The 15,646-nt window shown below is 62.9% G+C and carries 15 protein-coding genes; 8 read left to right on the forward strand and 7 right to left on the reverse strand.

The annotated features are described in order from the left end of the window. Positions 1–122 precede the first annotated feature (122 nt). The 5 genes from AC07VU_RS01465 (at position 123) to AC07VU_RS01485 (ending at position 4,055) form a co-directional block, all read left to right on the forward strand. Positions 123–782 carry a FadR/GntR family transcriptional regulator gene (locus tag AC07VU_RS01465; RefSeq protein WP_274305601.1) on the forward strand — a complete coding sequence of 220 codons (660 nt, stop codon included), beginning with the start codon at positions 123–125 and terminating at the stop codon, positions 780–782. After that, positions 772–2,091: a CynX/NimT family MFS transporter gene (locus tag AC07VU_RS01470; protein ID WP_495029439.1), complete on the forward strand. Its 1,320-nt coding sequence runs from the start codon at positions 772–774 to the stop codon at positions 2,089–2,091. Before AC07VU_RS01465 ends, AC07VU_RS01470 begins: the two co-directional genes overlap by 11 nt. A 99-nt stretch (positions 2,092–2,190) precedes the next feature. Further along, entirely contained in the window at positions 2,191–2,661 is a 471-nt protein-coding gene (locus AC07VU_RS01475; protein WP_274305603.1) for a nuclear transport factor 2 family protein, read from the forward strand. Positions 2,662–2,712: 51 nt separating this feature from the next. Next, positions 2,713–3,036 (forward strand): GIY-YIG nuclease family protein, encoded by a 324-nt coding sequence (locus AC07VU_RS01480; RefSeq protein ID WP_274305604.1) that lies wholly within the window; start codon positions 2,713–2,715, stop codon positions 3,034–3,036. Between the two features lie 83 nt (positions 3,037–3,119). After that, a complete protein-coding gene (locus tag AC07VU_RS01485) occupies positions 3,120–4,055 on the forward strand; it encodes a glutathione S-transferase family protein (protein WP_495029440.1) in 936 nt (311 codons plus the stop codon). 80 nt (positions 4,056–4,135) lie between these two features. Here AC07VU_RS01485 and AC07VU_RS01490 read toward each other — a convergent pair whose 3' ends face one another. After that, positions 4,136–4,489, reverse strand: a complete 354-nt coding sequence (locus AC07VU_RS01490; RefSeq protein ID WP_495029441.1) for a glutaredoxin domain-containing protein — start codon at positions 4,487–4,489, stop codon at positions 4,136–4,138. Further along, complete coding sequence (gene yejK / locus AC07VU_RS01495; protein WP_007932136.1) at positions 4,489–5,493, reverse strand: nucleoid-associated protein YejK; 1,005 nt, start codon at positions 5,491–5,493, stop codon at positions 4,489–4,491. Before yejK ends, AC07VU_RS01490 begins: the two co-directional genes overlap by 1 nt. 395 nt (positions 5,494–5,888) lie before the next feature. On the opposite strand from yejK, the gene AC07VU_RS01500 reads away from it, so the two are divergent. Then, positions 5,889–6,170, forward strand: coding sequence for an HU family DNA-binding protein (locus AC07VU_RS01500; protein ID WP_007932138.1), 282 nt, complete (start codon positions 5,889–5,891; stop codon positions 6,168–6,170). A 102-nt stretch (positions 6,171–6,272) separates the two neighbouring features. Here the strand turns inward: AC07VU_RS01500 and rlmF are convergent, their stop codons facing one another. From rlmF to AC07VU_RS01525, 5 genes are all read right to left on the reverse strand, one after another. Then, positions 6,273–7,298, reverse strand: a complete 1,026-nt coding sequence (gene rlmF / locus AC07VU_RS01505) for a 23S rRNA (adenine(1618)-N(6))-methyltransferase RlmF (RefSeq protein WP_495029442.1) — start codon at positions 7,296–7,298, stop codon at positions 6,273–6,275. Positions 7,299–7,529: 231 nt separating this feature from the next. Further along, positions 7,530–10,376, reverse strand: coding sequence for a valine--tRNA ligase (locus AC07VU_RS01510; RefSeq protein WP_495029443.1), 2,847 nt, complete (start codon positions 10,374–10,376; stop codon positions 7,530–7,532). A gap of 217 nt (positions 10,377–10,593) precedes the next feature. Next, on the reverse strand, positions 10,594–11,061 hold the full coding sequence (locus AC07VU_RS01515) for a DNA polymerase III subunit chi (RefSeq protein ID WP_495029444.1): 468 nt from the start codon (positions 11,059–11,061) through the stop codon (positions 10,594–10,596). A gap of 7 nt (positions 11,062–11,068) precedes the next feature. After that, positions 11,069–11,497: a DNA polymerase III subunit chi gene (locus AC07VU_RS01520; RefSeq protein ID WP_007932146.1), complete on the reverse strand. Its 429-nt coding sequence runs from the start codon at positions 11,495–11,497 to the stop codon at positions 11,069–11,071. A gap of 60 nt (positions 11,498–11,557) precedes the next feature. Next, entirely contained in the window at positions 11,558–13,048 is a 1,491-nt protein-coding gene (locus tag AC07VU_RS01525) for a leucyl aminopeptidase (RefSeq protein WP_053259736.1), read from the reverse strand. A 311-nt stretch (positions 13,049–13,359) separates the two neighbouring features. Here AC07VU_RS01525 and lptF point away from each other — a divergent pair, with 311 nt between their 5' ends. Next, a complete protein-coding gene (gene lptF / locus AC07VU_RS01530; protein ID WP_007932149.1) occupies positions 13,360–14,478 on the forward strand; it encodes an LPS export ABC transporter permease LptF in 1,119 nt (372 codons plus the stop codon). Beyond that, positions 14,471–15,532, forward strand: coding sequence for an LPS export ABC transporter permease LptG (gene lptG / locus AC07VU_RS01535; protein WP_007932151.1), 1,062 nt, complete (start codon positions 14,471–14,473; stop codon positions 15,530–15,532). The genes lptF and lptG overlap by 8 nt, the downstream gene beginning before the upstream one ends. Positions 15,533–15,646: the final 114 nt, after the last annotated feature.

Raw genomic sequence — 15,646 nt, forward strand, 5'->3', positions numbered from 1 at the left:
TTAGCAATCGGATTTCCTTTCCGCTTGCTACATGCATGCATCGGCTTTGTTGTTCACCCATGCGAAGCTGACTAATATGCCAAAAAAATTCATCCGATGATTGGATGAAAAGGCGACAGCACATGACAGAAAATTCTCCTTTGATTAAACGTTCCCTGGTCGATCAGGCCCTGGAACAGCTGCGCCAGCGCATCAATGACGGTGCATGGAGCATCGGCCAGCGCCTGCCGACCGAGCCGGAGCTGGCGGCGGAGCTGGGCATCAGCCGCAATACCGTGCGCGAAGCCATGCGGGTCCTGGCGTTTTCCGGCCTGGTGGAGATTCGCCAGGGCGACGGTAGTTACCTGCGTGCGGTGGTCGATCCGCTGGACACCCTCAAGGCCCTGTCCCAGTGCTCCCTGGAGCAGGCGCGCGAAACCCGGCAGATCATCGAGACGGAGGCCATCGGCCTGGCGGCCCTGCGGCGTACCGACCAGGACCTGCTGGCGTTGCGCGAAGCCCTGGCTCTCAGCGGCGATCACTATCACGGCGATCTGGAGAGCTATATCGCCTGCGACCTGGTGTTTCACGGGCGCCTGGTGGACGCCGCGCATAACCCCACCCTCAGCGAGCTGTACCGCTATTTCTCCAGCGTGGTCGGCGCGCAACTGCGCCAGACCCTGAGCATCCATCCCCGGCGCCAGGCGGTGTTCGATCTGCACATCGACCTGCTGGACGCCGTCGAGCAGCGCGACCCGGAGCGGGCCAAGGCCATTTCCCGGCAGTTGATCAATGAACCTTGAGACCGAGAGCACCATGTCCAGCCACCAGGCCAATAACCCGCCACCTATTGCTGTCCCTCGACGCGAGGCCGAGCTCGAAGAGTTGTTGATCGACGCCGAAGCCGACGATGCCGAGGTCCAGCAGAGTCACCCGGCGCCGAGTCACCCGTGGCTGTTGCTGCTGGGGCTGATCCTGGTGGCGCTGAACCTGCGTCCGGCACTGTCGAGCATGGCGCCGCTGCTCAGCGAGGTGTCGCGCAGCCTCGGGCTGTCGGCGGCCCAGGCCGGCCTGCTGACCACCTTGCCGGTGCTGTGCCTGGGCCTGTTCGCGCCGCTGGCCCCGGTGCTGGCGCGGCGCTTTGGCGCCGAGCGCGTGGTGCTTGGCATCCTGCTGACGCTGGCAGGCGGGATCATCCTGCGCAGTTCCCTGGGAGACGTCGGACTGTTCGCCGGCAGCATCCTCGGTGGTGCCAGCATCGGTGTGATCGGGGTGTTGCTGCCGGGCATCGTCAAGCGCGATTTCGCCAAACACGCGGGCACCATGACCGGCGTCTACACCATGGCCCTGTGCCTGGGCGCGGCGATGGCCGCGGGGGCGACCGTGCCCTTGAGCCAGCACTTCGATAACAGCTGGGCGCTGGGCCTCGGCTTCTGGGTGCTGCCGGCGCTGGTAGCGGCGCTGTTCTGGCTGCCCCAGGTCGGCAAGCGGCAGGGCGTGCACCATGTGGCCTATCGGGTGCGCGGTTTGCTGCGCGACCCGCTGGCCTGGCAAGTGACGCTGTACATGGGCCTGCAATCCTCGCTGGCCTACATCGTATTCGGCTGGTTGCCGTCGATCCTTATCGGTCGCGGCCTGAGCCCGACCCAGGCGGGGCTGGTGCTGTCCGGCTCGGTGATCGTCCAGCTCGCCAGTTCGCTGGCCGCGCCCTGGCTGGCAACGCGGGGCAAGGATCAGCGCCTGGCGATCGTAGTCGTGATGCTGCTTACCCTCGGCGGCCTGTTCGGCTGCCTGTATGCCCCGCTCGATGGCCTGTGGGGCTGGGCGATCCTGCTGGGCGTGGGGCAGGGCGGTACTTTCAGCCTGGCGCTGACCCTGATCGTCCTGCGTTCGAAGGACGCCCATGTGGCGGCCAATCTGTCGAGCATGGCCCAGGGCTTTGGCTACACCCTGGCCTCCATGGGGCCGTTCGCGGTCGGCCTGGTGCACGACTGGACCGGTGGCTGGACGGCCCTGGGCTGGATTTTCGCGGTGATCGGCCTGGGGGCCATAGTCGCCGGCCTGGGGGCCGGGCGCTCGCTCTATGTGCAGGTCGAAAGCGAAAAAATCTGAGCCAACCCACTGTCGGTATTTGCGCGGCGAATGCCGATAGTGTTTCCCGGGTTTGCAGACTATCGTGCAGGCATCTTTCCCCGAGTCGGAGCCTGTTTCATGAGTGACGCCCACTGCGCCTTGATCACTGAGTTCTATAGCGCCTTCCAGCGCCTGGATGCCGAGGCCATGGCCGCCTGCTACACCGAGGACGTGCTGTTCAGTGATCCGGCGTTCGGCGAACTGCGCGGCCGCGATGCCGCTGACATGTGGCGCATGCTCACCACCCGGGCCAAGGATTTCTCCCTGGTCTTCGACAAGGTCCGCGCTGACCAGCGCAGCGGCGAAGCCCACTGGGTGGCGACTTACCTGTTCAGCCAGACTGGCAATACCGTGGTCAACGATATCCAGGCGCGTTTCGTGTTCCGTGACGGCAAGATCTGCGAGCACCACGATCATTTCAATATGTGGCGCTGGGCCCGCCAGGCCCTGGGGACCAAGGGCCTGATCCTCGGCTGGACCCCGCTGCTGAAAAACGCCGTGCGCGCCCAGGCCCGCAAAGGCCTGAAAGCCTTCCAGGCCGGCCGTTGAGTCTTCGCCTCTGGTAAGATCGCGGCTTGTTATCCACACGCCGCGATCACCGTGACCCGCCCCAGCCCATCCCCCGCCAGCGATTCCGAGCCTGTCTCTGTGGTGAGCAAACCCTGGTTTGTCTACCTGGTGCGCGCCGCCAACGGCGCCCTGTATTGCGGCATCAGCGACGACCCGGTCAAGCGTTTCGCCAAGCACCAGAGCGGCAAGGGCGCACGCTTCTTCCTCTCCAGCCCGGCCGTCGCGCTGGTCTACACCGAAGCCTGCCGCGACAAGAGCGAAGCCCTGCGCCAGGAACGGTTGATCAAGAAACTCCGGAAAAGCGCCAAGGAGTGCCTGGTGGCCTCGGCCGTCGTGGCTTATCAAACTGACTGATACGTTGCCATCAGGCAGAGCGGTGGGCTGCCAGGCGTTTGCACGCTAAGCTGGTTCTTCCTACTTATCCGGTGGACCCCAGCATGTCAGAGTTGATTCTGCATCATTACCCGACCTCGCCTTTCGCGGAAAAAGCCCGCCTGTTGCTAGGCTTCAAGGGCTTGTCCTGGCGCTCGGTGAAGATCTCGCCGGTGATGCCCAAACCCGATCTCACCGCGCTGACGGGTGGTTATCGCAAGACCCCGGTGTTGCAGGTCGGTGCCGATATCTATTGCGACACGGCGCTGATCGCCCGGCGGTTGGAGCAGGAAAAGGCCTCGCCGGCACTGTTTCCCGAAGGCCGGGAAATGGTCAGCGCGACCTTCGCGGCCTGGGCCGATGCGGTGGTGTTCCAGCATACGGTGAGCCTGGTGTTCCAGCCGGAGTCGGCGGCCGTGCGTTTCGGCCATTTGCCGCCGGAAGCGGTCAAGGCTTTCATGACCGACCGCGCCGGGCTGTTCAGCGGCGGCAGTTCCACCCGTGTGCCGCTGGAGTTGGCCAAGCATCAATGGCCGACGCTCATGGCGCGCCTGGAGCTGCAGTTGCAGCGTGAGGAGGGCGACTTCCTGTTCGGTGAGCCGTCGATTGCCGACTTTGCCATGGCCCACCCCCTGTGGTTCCTCAAGGGCACGCCGGTGACTGCGCCGCTGGTGGACGCCTATCCGGCGGTGTCGGCGTGGCTGGCCCGGGTACTGGGGTTCGGTCATGGTGCTTCGAGTGCCATGACTTCCGAAGAGGCACTCGAAGTGGCGCGCAGGGCTACACCGGCAGCCTTGCCGGATGAAGCCTTCATAGACCCGAACGGTTTCCAGGCTGGCCAGCAGGTGCGGATCGCGGCGACCGACTATGGCGTCGATCCGGTGGAAGGGGAGTTGCTATTTGCCGGGCGCGAGGAGCTGATCCTGCGCCGCGAAGACCCACGCGGCGGATTGGTGCATGTGCACTTCCCGCGTTTCGGGTTCCGTATCGAGGCGCTATAAGGCGGCAGGTCTATCGCAAGCAAGCTCGTTCCGACAGAGGTTGTTCGGCCCTTGTAGGAGCGAGCTTGCTCGCGATGCGTTTAGCGTTGCAACGCCGCCATGATCCCGTCGGGGTCATAGGTACGGATCAAGGTGCCATTGACGTCCAGGATCGGAATTCCGGCGCCGCCCAACTCGGTATAGGCCTTGCGCGCCTCGGCATCCTTCTCGATATCGAACTCGCGAAAGGCAATGCCCTTCTGATCGAGAAAGCGCCGGGTGGCCTTGCAGTAGCCACACCAGTCGGTGGCGTAGAGCACCACCCGGGCATTGGCCTGGACCTGCTCGGAGGCGGCCTGCGAGGGGTTGAACAGGTGCTCGAGCTTGCCCCAGTTCTGGTACGCCACGACCACCAGCAGGATCAGCAGGAATTTCTTCAGCACGCCCTGCAACATCAGTTGCGGCGCTTGAGCTGATCGGTCAGTTGGGTCGGCAGGCCCTTGATGATCAGGGTCCCGGCCTCTTCGTCATACTCGATCTTCGAGCCCAGCAGGTGCGCCTCGAAGCTGATGGACAGGCCTTCGGCGCGGCCGGTGAAGCGGCGGAACTGGTTGAGGGTGCGCTTGTCCGCCGGGATTTCCGGCGACAGGCCGTAGTCCTTGTTGCGGATGTGATCGTAGAACGCCTTGGGGCGGTCCTCGTCGATCAGTTCCGAGAGTTCTTCCAGGCCCACGGGTTCGCCGAGCTTGGCCTGGCTGCTGGCGTAGTCCACCAGGGCCTTGGTCTTTTCCCGGGCGGACTCTTCCGGCAAGTCTTCGCTTTCGACGAAGTCGCTGAACGCCTTGAGCAGGGTACGGGTCTCGCCCGGGCCGTCGACGCCTTCCTGGCAGCCGATGAAGTCGCGGAAGTACTCCGAGACTTTCTTGCCGTTCTTGCCCTTGATGAACGAGATGTACTGTTTCGACTGTTTGTTGTTCTGCCACTCGGAGACGTTGATCCGTGCGGCCAGGTGCAGCTGGCCCAGGTCCAGGTGGCGCGACGGGGTCACGTCCAGCTCGTCGGTCACCGCCACGCCTTCGCTGTGGTGCAGCAGGGCGATGGCCAGGTAGTCGGTCATGCCTTGCTGGTAGTGGGCGAACAGCACGTGGCCGCCGACCGACAGGTTGGATTCTTCCATCAGCTTTTGCAGGTGCTCGACCGCGACGCGGCTGAAGGCGGTGAAGTCCTGGCCGCCATCGAGGTATTCCTTCAGCCAGCCGCTGAAGGGAAACGCGCCGGACTCCGGGTGGAACAGACCCCAGGCTTTGCCCTGTTTGGCGTTATAGCTTTCGTTGAGATCGGCGAGCATGTTCTCGATGGCCGCGGATTCAGCCAGTTCGGAATCGCGGGCGTGCAGAACTGCGGGTGTGCCGTCGGGTTTTTTGTCGATCAGGTGGACGATGCAATGGCGGATCGGCATGGGCTTCTCGGCTGGTTGGCGGGAGAGGGCGTGACTCCCCGAAAAAGTGCCCAGTGTACCGCACCCGTTGGTTTTGGCGCTGTTTGAAGGGTGTGGAAGGCGGCCTGGGTCAAGCTTATGCATTTTTTTACGGATTTAGAGCAATAAAGCTGACCAAATGGCTAGGTAGAGGCGGATATTTCCCCGTCTCTGTGCTAGTTTTGCCCCGTCTTACGCGATGTCTCGGCGTTAAGCGTGCATTCAGCATTTGTCAGGTCGAACCAAACCCTGATTTCGGTATCTATAACCCCGATCTTTCGTGGTTGTGACCGGGGTGCCAGATCCACAAGATCTGGCTCGATGGCTGACACTGCACTCTGCAATCCAAATGAATTTGATAGGGAAGGAACACCACAATGGCTATTACTAAAGACCAACTGATCGCTGATATCGCTGAAGCTATCGACGCGCCGAAAACCACCGCGCGTAACGCTCTGGACCAACTGGCCCAGATCGTTGCTGATCAATTGGAAAATGGCGGCGAAATCACTCTGCCAGGTATCGGCAAACTGAAAGTGACCGAGCGTCCTGCCCGTACTGGCCGTAACCCATCGACTGGCGCTGCCATCGAAATCGCTGCCAAGAAAGTTATCAAGCTGGTTGTGGCTAAAGGCCTGACCGACTCGATCAACAAGTAAGACTGCAGTAAGACCGTGCCTCGGAACGCTTCCGGGCACGGTTTTCAGGCTCTAAGGCCGCAACGATTTACGCAAGGTAAATCGCCGTTTTGCCCCTCGTATCTATCCCTTTTGAACCCAACGCTCCTGGCGCCAGGCCTGTTGCTGTGCCTTGTCCTTGAAGGTCCAGGCGACGAAGCGGCTCTGTTTTTGCCCCTGTGACATTTCCACCACCTGGCTCTCCAGGGCTCCAGCTTTTTTCAGCGCGGCCTGAATCGCCGGCAGGTTCGAGGCTTTCGACACCAGGGTGCTGAACCACAGCACCTGTTGCGCCACCTGGGCGCTTTCGCCGATCAACTGGGTCACGAAGCGCGCTTCGCCACCTTCGCACCACAATTCCGCCGCCTGGCCGCCAAAGTTCAGTACCGGCAGCTTGCGCTTGGGATCGGCCTTGCCCAGCGCTCGCCATTTGCGCTGGCTGCCGCGCGTGGCTTCCTCCAGGGAGGCATGGAAGGGCGGGTTGCACAGGGTCAGGTCGAAGCGTTCGTCGCTTTCCAGCAGCCCCAGCAGGATCTGCTTGCGGTTGCTCTGCTGGCGCAGGCCGATGGCCTTGGTCAGGCCGTTGGCCTGGACGATCGCCTTGGCGGCGGCGAGGGCCGTGGTGTCGATGTCGGAACCGAGGAACTGCCAGCGGTAATCGCAGTGGCCGATCAGCGGGTAGATGCAGTTGGCGCCGACCCCGATGTCCAGCACCCGCACCGCCGCGCCGCGGGGAATTAGGCCTTCGTTACGCTCGGCCAGCAGGTCGGCCAGGAAATGCACATAGTCGGCACGACCGGGGACTGGAGGGCAGAGGAAGTCGACCGGAATATCCCAATGGGCGATGCCGTAGAACGCCTTGAGCAATGCCCGGTTGAACACCCGCACCGCCGCCGGGTTGGCGAAGTCGATGCTCTCCTTGCCATAGGGATTGATGATCACGAAAGCCCCCAGCTCCGGGGTGTTCTTGATCAACTGGGGAAAGTCATAGCGGCCTTGATGGCGATTGCGCGGGTGCAGGCTGGCCTTTTCCCGTGGCGCGACGGCCTTGGCCGGAGCTGCAGGTTGAGGCTTGATGCGCGAAGCTTTGGGAGGGCGGGGGGCAGTCATGGGCGAAATCGGTTCGGGTATGGCTCAAAGTGGCGCGCATTGTCCCATATCTGCCCAGGCCGCGTGGCCTCTGTAGGTGCGAGGCTTGCCCGCGAAGCGTTATTCCTGGCACGCCGCGTTACCTTTATCGCCAGCAAGCTGCGCTCCTACAGAAGCGCCAAGCCTGTCGGTCAGGCACAAAAAAGGGAGCCCCTTTGCAGGGCTCCCTTTTTTTTACCGCTCGAATCGCCGTTACAGGCTGGAGATCCGTGCGTGCTGCTCGGCCAGCTTGCCCAGGGCCTGTTCGGCCTCGGCCAGTTTGGCGCGTTCCTTGTCGATGACTTCGGCCGGGGCCTTGTCGACGAAGGCGGCGTTGGACAGCTTGCCGCCGACCCGCTGGACTTCGCCTTGCAGACGCTGGATTTCCTTGTCCAGGCGCGCCAGTTCGGCACCCTTGTCGATCAGTCCGGCCATCGGCACCAGCACTTCCATCTCGCCGACCAGGGCGGTGGCGGACAGCGGTGCTTCGTCTCCGGCCTTCAGCACGGTGATCGATTCGAGTTTGGCCAGCTTCTTCAGCAGGGTCTCGTTTTCGCTCAGGCGACGCTGGTCTTCGGCGCTGACGTTCTTCAGGAACAACGCCAGTGGCTTGCCCGGACCGATGTTCATTTCGGCACGGATGTTACGGGTGCCGAGCATCAGGCCCTTGAGCCATTCGATGTCGTCTTCGGCCGCCTTGTCGATGCGTGCTTCATTGGCCACCGGCCAAGGCTGCAGCATGATGGTCTTGCCTTCGGCCCCGGCCAGCGGCGCCAGGCGCTGCCAGATTTCTTCGGTGATGAACGGCATGAACGGGTGGGCCAGGCGCAGCGCCACTTCCAGTACGCGCACCAGGGTGCGGCGGGTGCCGCGCTGGCGCTCGACCGGCGCGTTTTCGTCCCACAGTACCGGCTTGGACAATTCCAGGTACCAGTCGCAGTACTGGTTCCAGATGAACTCGTACAGCGCCTGGGCCGCCAGGTCGAAGCGGAACTGGTCCAGCTGGCGGGTCACTTCGGCTTCGGTGCGCTGCAGCTGGGAAATGATCCAGCGATCGGCCAGCGACAGCTCGTAGGCTTCGCCGTTCTGACCGCAGTCTTCGCCCTTGTCCAGCACGTAGCGCGCGGCGTTCCAGATCTTGTTGCAGAAGTTGCGATAGCCTTCGACGCGGCCCATGTCGAACTTGATGTCGCGGCCGGTGGACGCCAGCGAGCAGAAGGTGAAGCGCAGGGCGTCGGTGCCGTAGCTGGCGATGCCGTCGGCGAACTCTTGGCGGGTCTGCTTCTCGATCTTCTTCGCCAGTTGCGGCTGCATCATGCCGGTGGTGCGTTTCTGCACCAGGGTTTCCAGATCGATGCCGTCGATGATGTCCAGCGGGTCAAGGACGTTGCCCTTGGACTTGGACATCTTCTGGCCCTGGCCGTCGCGAACCAGGCCGTGGACGTACACGGTCTTGAACGGAACCTGCGGCGTGCCGTCTTCGTTCTTCACCAGGTGCATGGTGAGCATGATCATCCGGGCGACCCAGAAGAAAATGATGTCGAAACCGGTCACCAGCACGTCGGTCGGGTGGAAGGTCTTGAGGAATTCGGTCTGCTCCGGCCAGCCCAGGGTGGAGAAGGTCCACAGGCCCGAACTGAACCAGGTGTCGAGGACGTCGTTGTCCTGTTGCAGTGCAACCTCAGGCCCGAGGTTGTGCTTGGCGCGCACCTCGGCTTCGTCGCGGCCTACATAGACCTTGCCCGACTCGTCGTACCAGGCTGGGATGCGGTGGCCCCACCACAGCTGGCGGCTGATGCACCAGTCCTGGATGTCGCGCATCCAGGAGAAGTACATGTTTTCGTACTGTTTTGGCACGAAGGCGATGCGGCCGTCTTCCACGGCGGCAATGGCCGGCTCGGCCAGGGGCTTGGTGGAGACGTACCACTGGTCGGTCAGCCACGGCTCGATGATGGTGCCGGAGCGGTCGCCTTTCGGCACTTTCAGGGCGTGGTCGTCGACGCTGACCAGCAGGCCGGCGGCGTCGAACGCAGCGACGATTTCCTTGCGCGCCTGGAAGCGGTTGAGACCGGCGAACTCGGCCGGGATCTTACCGTCGATGCTTTCGTTCAGCGTGCCGTCCAGGTTGAACACCTGGGCGGCCGGCAGCACTTCGGCGTTCTTGTCGAAGATGTTCAGCAGCGGCAGGTTGTGGCGCTTGCCGACTTCATAGTCGTTGAAATCGTGGGCCGGGGTGATCTTCACGCAGCCGGTGCCGAATTCAGGGTCGCAGTAGTCGTCGCCGATGATCGGGATGCGACGACCCACCAGCGGCAGCTCGACGAACTTGCCGATCAGCGCCTTGTAGCGTTCATCGTTCGGGTTAACGGCCACGGCGGAGTCGCCGAGCATGGTTTCCGGACGGGTGGTGGCAACGATCAGGTAGTCCAGGCCTTCAGCAGTCTTGGCGCCGTCGGCCAGCGGGTAGCGCAGGTTCCACAGCGAGCCTTTCTCGTCGTGGTTTTCCACTTCGAGGTCGGAGATCGCGGTGTGCAGCTTGGTGTCCCAGTTGACCAGACGCTTGCCGCGGTAGATCAGGCCATCTTCGTGCAGGCGCACGAAGGCTTCTTTAACGGCTTCGGAGAGGCCGTCGTCCATGGTGAAGCGCTCGCGGCTCCAGTCGACGGACGAGCCCAGGCGGCGGATCTGACGGCTGATGTTGCCGCCGGACTGATCTTTCCACTCCCAGACTTTCTCGAGGAATTTTTCCCGACCCAGATCGTGACGATTCAGGCCCTGGGCTTCGATCTGACGCTCCACCAGCATCTGGGTGGCGATACCGGCGTGGTCGGTACCCGGCTGCCACAGGGTGTTGCGGCCCTGCATGCGGCGGAAGCGGATCAAGGCATCCATGATTGCGTTGTTGAAGCCATGGCCCATGTGCAGGCTGCCAGTGACGTTCGGTGGCGGAATCATGATGGTGTACGAGTCGCCCGCGCCTTGCGGGGCGAAGTAATTCTCTGACTCCCAGGTCTGGTACCAGGAAGTTTCAATGGCGTGCGGCTGGTAGGTCTTATCCATGCGCGGCGGGACCCTATTGGCATTTATTCAGGAAAAGCCGGGAAGTATAGCGGGGATGAGCCGATGCGCGTAGAGCAGGCTGACGGCGGGAGGGCAAAAGTTGCCCACTGAACGGGGTTTTTGCTTGCCGCCAGGGTGTCATCACGGGCAAACCTCGCGCCTACAGACGCTGGGTGGCCTGTAGCGGCGAGGTTTGTCCGCTGAATAAGGCAGGGGATCAGGCGTCGTACTGGCTCAGCAAACGTTCCATCCGCGCATCGAGGCGGCGCTTGATCTCGGTTTCGATATGCGGGGCGAAGTCGTCGATCACATCTTGCATGATCAGTTGCGCGGCAGCGCGCAGTTCGCTGTCCAGGTGCAGCAGGGCATCCTGGCTCTTGGGTGCTGGTGCTGGTGCGGGTTTTGGTGTCGGTGCCGGTGTAGGGGCTGGCGCGGCAACTACGGGGGCAGGTTGCGGTTCGACCACCGGAGCGGAAGCCGGTTGTGGTTCTGCCGGCGCCTCTTCGTGGGTTTCGACGGCAGGCTTGCCGCCGACCATGTCGAACAGCAGCGGAATCTGCACTTCGCCGTCGACGGTCTCGGTCAGCAGCGGAGGTTGCAGGTCGTCATCGCCGAGCAGTTGGCGGATGGACTCGAGGTCATCCAGCAGGTGCGCGGACTTTTGCGGCGGTTTGGGAGTGTCCATCGATGGCTCAGAGTCGCTGTAAACGGTGATCTTGCAGAGGATAGCCCTGTTCGCGGTAGAAACGGAAACTCTCGCGAGCGGCCTGGCGGATAGTCGGGTCTTCCACCACCACTTCGGCGATGCGGGCGAAACGCTGGGCAAATGCCGGGACTTTCAGGTCCAGGTTGACCAACAGGTCATGGTGCTCGCCGGGGTCATCGCCCAGGCCGAGAACGATCAGGCCATCCGGTTCGCTTTCGGCGGGGCCGTGGGGCACGAAGGTTTCGCCCTTGAAGCGCCACAACCGGGCATCGAGCTCATCGCGCTGGGCCGCGTCGCTGCAATGCAGGTAGATGCGGTGCCCCATGCGCCAGGCCTTGTCGGTGAGCTTGCAGGCGAAGTCCAGACGCGCCGAAGGATCCGCGCTGGGAAGGATATAGAAGTCGACTTTGGTCATTGCGGTTCCTGAACCCGGGAGTGCGCCGCGTGTGGGCGGCGCACCCCGAGGTCATAGGTTTCAGGCTTTGGCGCGGTCCAGCAGGTACTGGGTCAGCAGAGGAACCGGACGGCCAGTGGCGCCCTTGTCCTTGCCGCCGCTGGTCCAGGCGGTACCGGCGATATCCAGGTGCGCCCAGTTGTACTGCTTGGTGAAGCGCGACAGGAAGCAGGCAGCGGTAATGGTGCCGGCTTTCGGCCCGCCGATGTTGGCGATGTCGGCGAACGGGCTGTCCAGCTGTTCCTGGTACTCGTCGAACAGCGGCAGTTGCCAGGCACGGTCGTCAGCCTGGACGCCGGCGCTCAGCAACTGGCCGATCAGTTCGTCGTTGTTGCCCAGGAGGCCCGAGGTGTGGGAACCGAGGGCGACCACGCAGGCGCCGGTCAGGGTGGCGATATCGATCACCGCCTGTGGCTTGAAGCGCTCGGCGTAGGTCAGGGCATCGCACAGCACCAGGCGGCCTTCGGCGTCGGTGTTGAGGATTTCCACGGTCTGGCCGCTCATGGTGGTGACGATGTCGCCCGGACGCGAAGCGGTGCCGCTCGGCATGTTCTCGGCGCAGGCCAGGATGCACACCAGGTTGATCGGCAGCTTGAGTTCCAGCACGGCGCGCAGGGTGCCGAACACGCTGGCGGCGCCACCCATGTCGTACTTCATTTCATCCATGCCGGCGCCGGGCTTGAGGCTGATGCCGCCGGTGTCGAAGGTGATGCCCTTGCCGACCAGGGTGTACGGCTTCTCGGACTTCTTGCCGCCGTTGTATTGCATGACGATCAGGCGCGGCGGCTGGGCGCTGCCCTGGCCCACGGCATAGAACGAGCCCATGCCCAGTTCCTTGATCTTCTTCTCGTCGAGGACTTCGACTTTCAGGGCCTTGAATTCCTTGCCCAGGGCCTTGGCCTGTTCGCCGAGGAAGGTCGGGTGGCAGATGTTCGGCGGCAGGTTGCCCAGGTTGCGGGTGAACGCCATGCCGTTGGCGATGGCCTTGGCGTGGGCCACGGCGCGCTCGACTTCGGCCTGCGCGGCCTTGATGGTCAGCAGGGTGATTTTCTTCAGGGCGCGCGGTTCGGCTTTCTGGCTCTTGAACTGGTCGAAGCTGTATTCGCCGTCCACCAGGGTTTCCGCCAGCAGGCGGGTCTTGCCATAGCTGTCGCGGCCCTTGACCACCACTTCGTCCAGCGCCAGTGCGGCATCGCTGCCACCCAGGCCCTTGAGGGTATTGAGGATGCCACTGACGATCTTGCGGAACGGGCGGTCGCCCAGTTCGGCGTCCTTGCCGGTGCCGACCAGCAGGACGCGTTCGGCCTTCAGGTTCGGCAGGGCGTGCAGCAGCAGGCTCTGGCCGACCTTGCCGTCCAGGTCGCCGCGCTTGAGTACCGCGCCGATGGCGCCGCCACTGAGCTCGTCGAGTTGTTTGGCAACGCTGCCGAGCTTGCGGCCTTCGCCGACGGCGACCACCAGGGTGGCGGTCTTCAACGTTTCCGGGCTAACGCTTTTTACAACCAGTTCCATGTCCGGGTCCCTGAATTAATGGTCAAAGAGCGCAGGGCCAATGCCGTGCGCCGGGCTTGTCATGTATGCAGCTTTTATAAGGAAGAGGCGTCGGCAGCGGCCAACGACAGGGCCGCCAGTTTGAACCCCGGCGGTCGAGGCTGACAACCCTCCCATGAGCGAACTTCGCCGCTTTAGAGGCCTGCATGAGCATGCGCAGTGACAGGCGCATGCAATCACAGGATAATGCGCCATCTTTTTCGGCGGCTCGGCTTCACGGGCCGTGTTTGCTTGTTTGGCCGCCTTAGCCTGACAACCCTGGAGTGTCTGGTTTGATCGTCTTCCGTTATCTATCCCGCGAAGTGTTGCTGACCCTGAGCGCCGTGAGCGCTGTACTGCTGGTCATCATCATGAGCGGACGTTTCGTCAAATACCTCGCGCAAGCGGCCTCGGGCGCACTGGACCCGGGCTCGCTGTTCCTGATCATGGGGGTCCGCATGCCGGGCTTCCTGCAATTGATCCTGCCCCTGGGGCTGTTCCTCGGCATTCTGCTGGCCTATGGCCGGCTGTACCTCGAAAGCGAAATGACTGTGCTTTCGGCCACCGGCATGAGCCAGCAGCGCCTGCTGGGCATGACCATGATTCCGGCGACCCTGGTTGCCTTGATCGTGGCCTGGCTGAGCCTGAGCCTGGCGCCTCAGGGCGCCAACCAGTTCCAGCTGATCCTCAACAAGCAGGATGCGCTGACTGAGTTCGATACCCTGGTGCCAGGCCGTTTCCAGGCCCTCAACGACGGCACGCGGGTGACCTACACCGAGCAATTGTCCGATGACCGGACCAACCTCGGTGGCGTGTTCATTTCGGAAAAACGCCTGAGCCAGGACAAGAAGGATCAGGGCATCTCGGTGCTGGTGGCGGAGAAGGGGCACCAGGACGTTCGTCCGGACGGCAACCGCTACCTGATTCTGGAAAACGGTTATCGCTACGACGGTAATCCGGGCCAGGCCGATTACCGGATCATCAAGTACGACACCTACGGCGTGTTGCTGGCCAAGCCGGATGTCAGTGAAGAAGTTACCGACCGTGACGCCATGCCGACCCGCGATCTGATCGGCAACCCGGACCTGCGCGCCCATGCCGAGCTGCAATGGCGTATTTCCCTGCCGCTTCTGGTGTTTGTCGTGACCCTGATGGCGGTGCCGCTGTCCCGGGTCAACCCGCGCCAGGGCCGTTTCCTCAAGCTGTTGCCGGCGATTCTTCTTTATATGGCTTACCTGACCATCCTGATCGCGGCCCGTGGCTCGCTGGAAAAAGGCAAGCTGCCACAGGCGCTGGGCCTGTGGTGGGTACACGGACTGTTTCTATTGATTGGCCTCGGGTTGCTGTACTGGGAACCCTTGCGCCTGAAACTGGCGAGCCGCCGTAGCATGAAGGAGGTGGCTCGTGGTTAAGCTCGATCGCTACATCGGTAACAGTGTCCTGCTGGCCATCCTGGCGGTACTGGGGATCATTCTCGGCCTGGCGTCGCTGTTCGCCTTCATCGACGAGATGGGCAGTGTCAGTGACAACTACACCGTGATGGATGTGTTGAGTTTCGTGGTCATGACGGCGCCTCGCCGGCTCTACGAAATGCTGCCGATGGCGGCCCTGATCGGCTGCCTGATCGGCCTGGGCAGCCTGGCCAGCAACAGTGAGCTGACCATCATGCGGGCTGCTGGCGTGTCCATCGGGCGGATTGTCTGGGCGGTGATGAAGCCGATGCTGTTCCTGATGGTGGCCGGTGTGCTGATCGGCGAGTACGTCGCTCCTGCCACGGAAAGCCAGGCGCAGGCCAGTCGTGCGCTGGCCCAGGGTTCGGGCGACGCGCAAAGTTCCAAGCGCGGCCTGTGGCACCGCCAGGGTGAGGAGTTCATCCACATCAACGCCGTGCAACCCAACGGTCTGCTGTATGGCGTGACCCGTTATCACTTCGACGATCAGCGGCACATGCTGTCCTCGAGCTTCGCTCGCCAGGCCCGTTTCGAAGAGAACTACTGGCAGCTGAGCGACGTCACCACCACCTATTTCCGCGAGGGCAGCACCGAAGTCATCAACGTCCCGCAGGAACGTTGGGACGTGGCCTTGAGCCCGCAATTGCTGAGCACTGTGGTGATGGCGCCGGAGTCGCTGTCGATCAGCGGTCTGTGGGGCTACATCCACTACCTGGCCGATCAGGGCCTGAACAACGGTCGCTACTGGCTGGCGTTCTGGGTCAAGGTGCTGCAACCGCTGGTCACCGCGGCCCTGGTATTGATGGCGATCTCGTTCATTTTCGGTCCGCTGCGTTCCGTGACGCTCGGCCAGCGGGTGTTCACCGGCGTGCTGGTGGGGTTCACCTTCCGCATCGCCCAGGACCTGCTGGGGCCGTCGAGCCTGGTATTCGGTTTCTCGCCGCTGTTCGCGGTGCTGGTTCCTGCCGGGATCTGTGCCCTGGCCGGGGTCTGGCTGTTGCGCCGGGCCGGCTGACCGGCGCCAATGCCGCCAGTCTTACGCAAAACGCCCCTGTCGAAAGACCGGGGCGTTTTGCGTTTGCGCGCCCCTGACAGGCGAACGTGACGCTTGCGTCGTCTATCAGGTACA

The organism is Pseudomonas sp. GW821-FHT02B10 (genome assembly GCF_059421865.1).

Coding starts and splice junctions, on each gene's coding strand:
- rlmF (WP_495029442.1), bottom strand. CDS start 7,298: ATGACTGCCCCCCGCCCTCCCAAAGCTTCGCGCATCAAGCCTCAACCT.
- AC07VU_RS01500 (WP_007932138.1), top strand. CDS start 5,889: ATGGCTATTACTAAAGACCAACTGATCGCTGATATCGCTGAAGCTATC.
- yejK (WP_007932136.1), bottom strand. CDS start 5,493: ATGCCGATCCGCCATTGCATCGTCCACCTGATCGACAAAAAACCCGAC.
- AC07VU_RS01465 (WP_274305601.1), top strand. CDS start 123: ATGACAGAAAATTCTCCTTTGATTAAACGTTCCCTGGTCGATCAGGCC.
- AC07VU_RS01485 (WP_495029440.1), top strand. CDS start 3,120: ATGTCAGAGTTGATTCTGCATCATTACCCGACCTCGCCTTTCGCGGAA.
- AC07VU_RS01520 (WP_007932146.1), bottom strand. CDS start 11,497: ATGACCAAAGTCGACTTCTATATCCTTCCCAGCGCGGATCCTTCGGCG.
- AC07VU_RS01510 (WP_495029443.1), bottom strand. CDS start 10,376: ATGGATAAGACCTACCAGCCGCACGCCATTGAAACTTCCTGGTACCAG.
- AC07VU_RS01490 (WP_495029441.1), bottom strand. CDS start 4,489: ATGTTGCAGGGCGTGCTGAAGAAATTCCTGCTGATCCTGCTGGTGGTC.
- AC07VU_RS01470 (WP_495029439.1), top strand. CDS start 772: ATGAACCTTGAGACCGAGAGCACCATGTCCAGCCACCAGGCCAATAAC.
- AC07VU_RS01515 (WP_495029444.1), bottom strand. CDS start 11,061: ATGGACACTCCCAAACCGCCGCAAAAGTCCGCGCACCTGCTGGATGAC.
- AC07VU_RS01525 (WP_053259736.1), bottom strand. CDS start 13,048: ATGGAACTGGTTGTAAAAAGCGTTAGCCCGGAAACGTTGAAGACCGCC.
- AC07VU_RS01475 (WP_274305603.1), top strand. CDS start 2,191: ATGAGTGACGCCCACTGCGCCTTGATCACTGAGTTCTATAGCGCCTTC.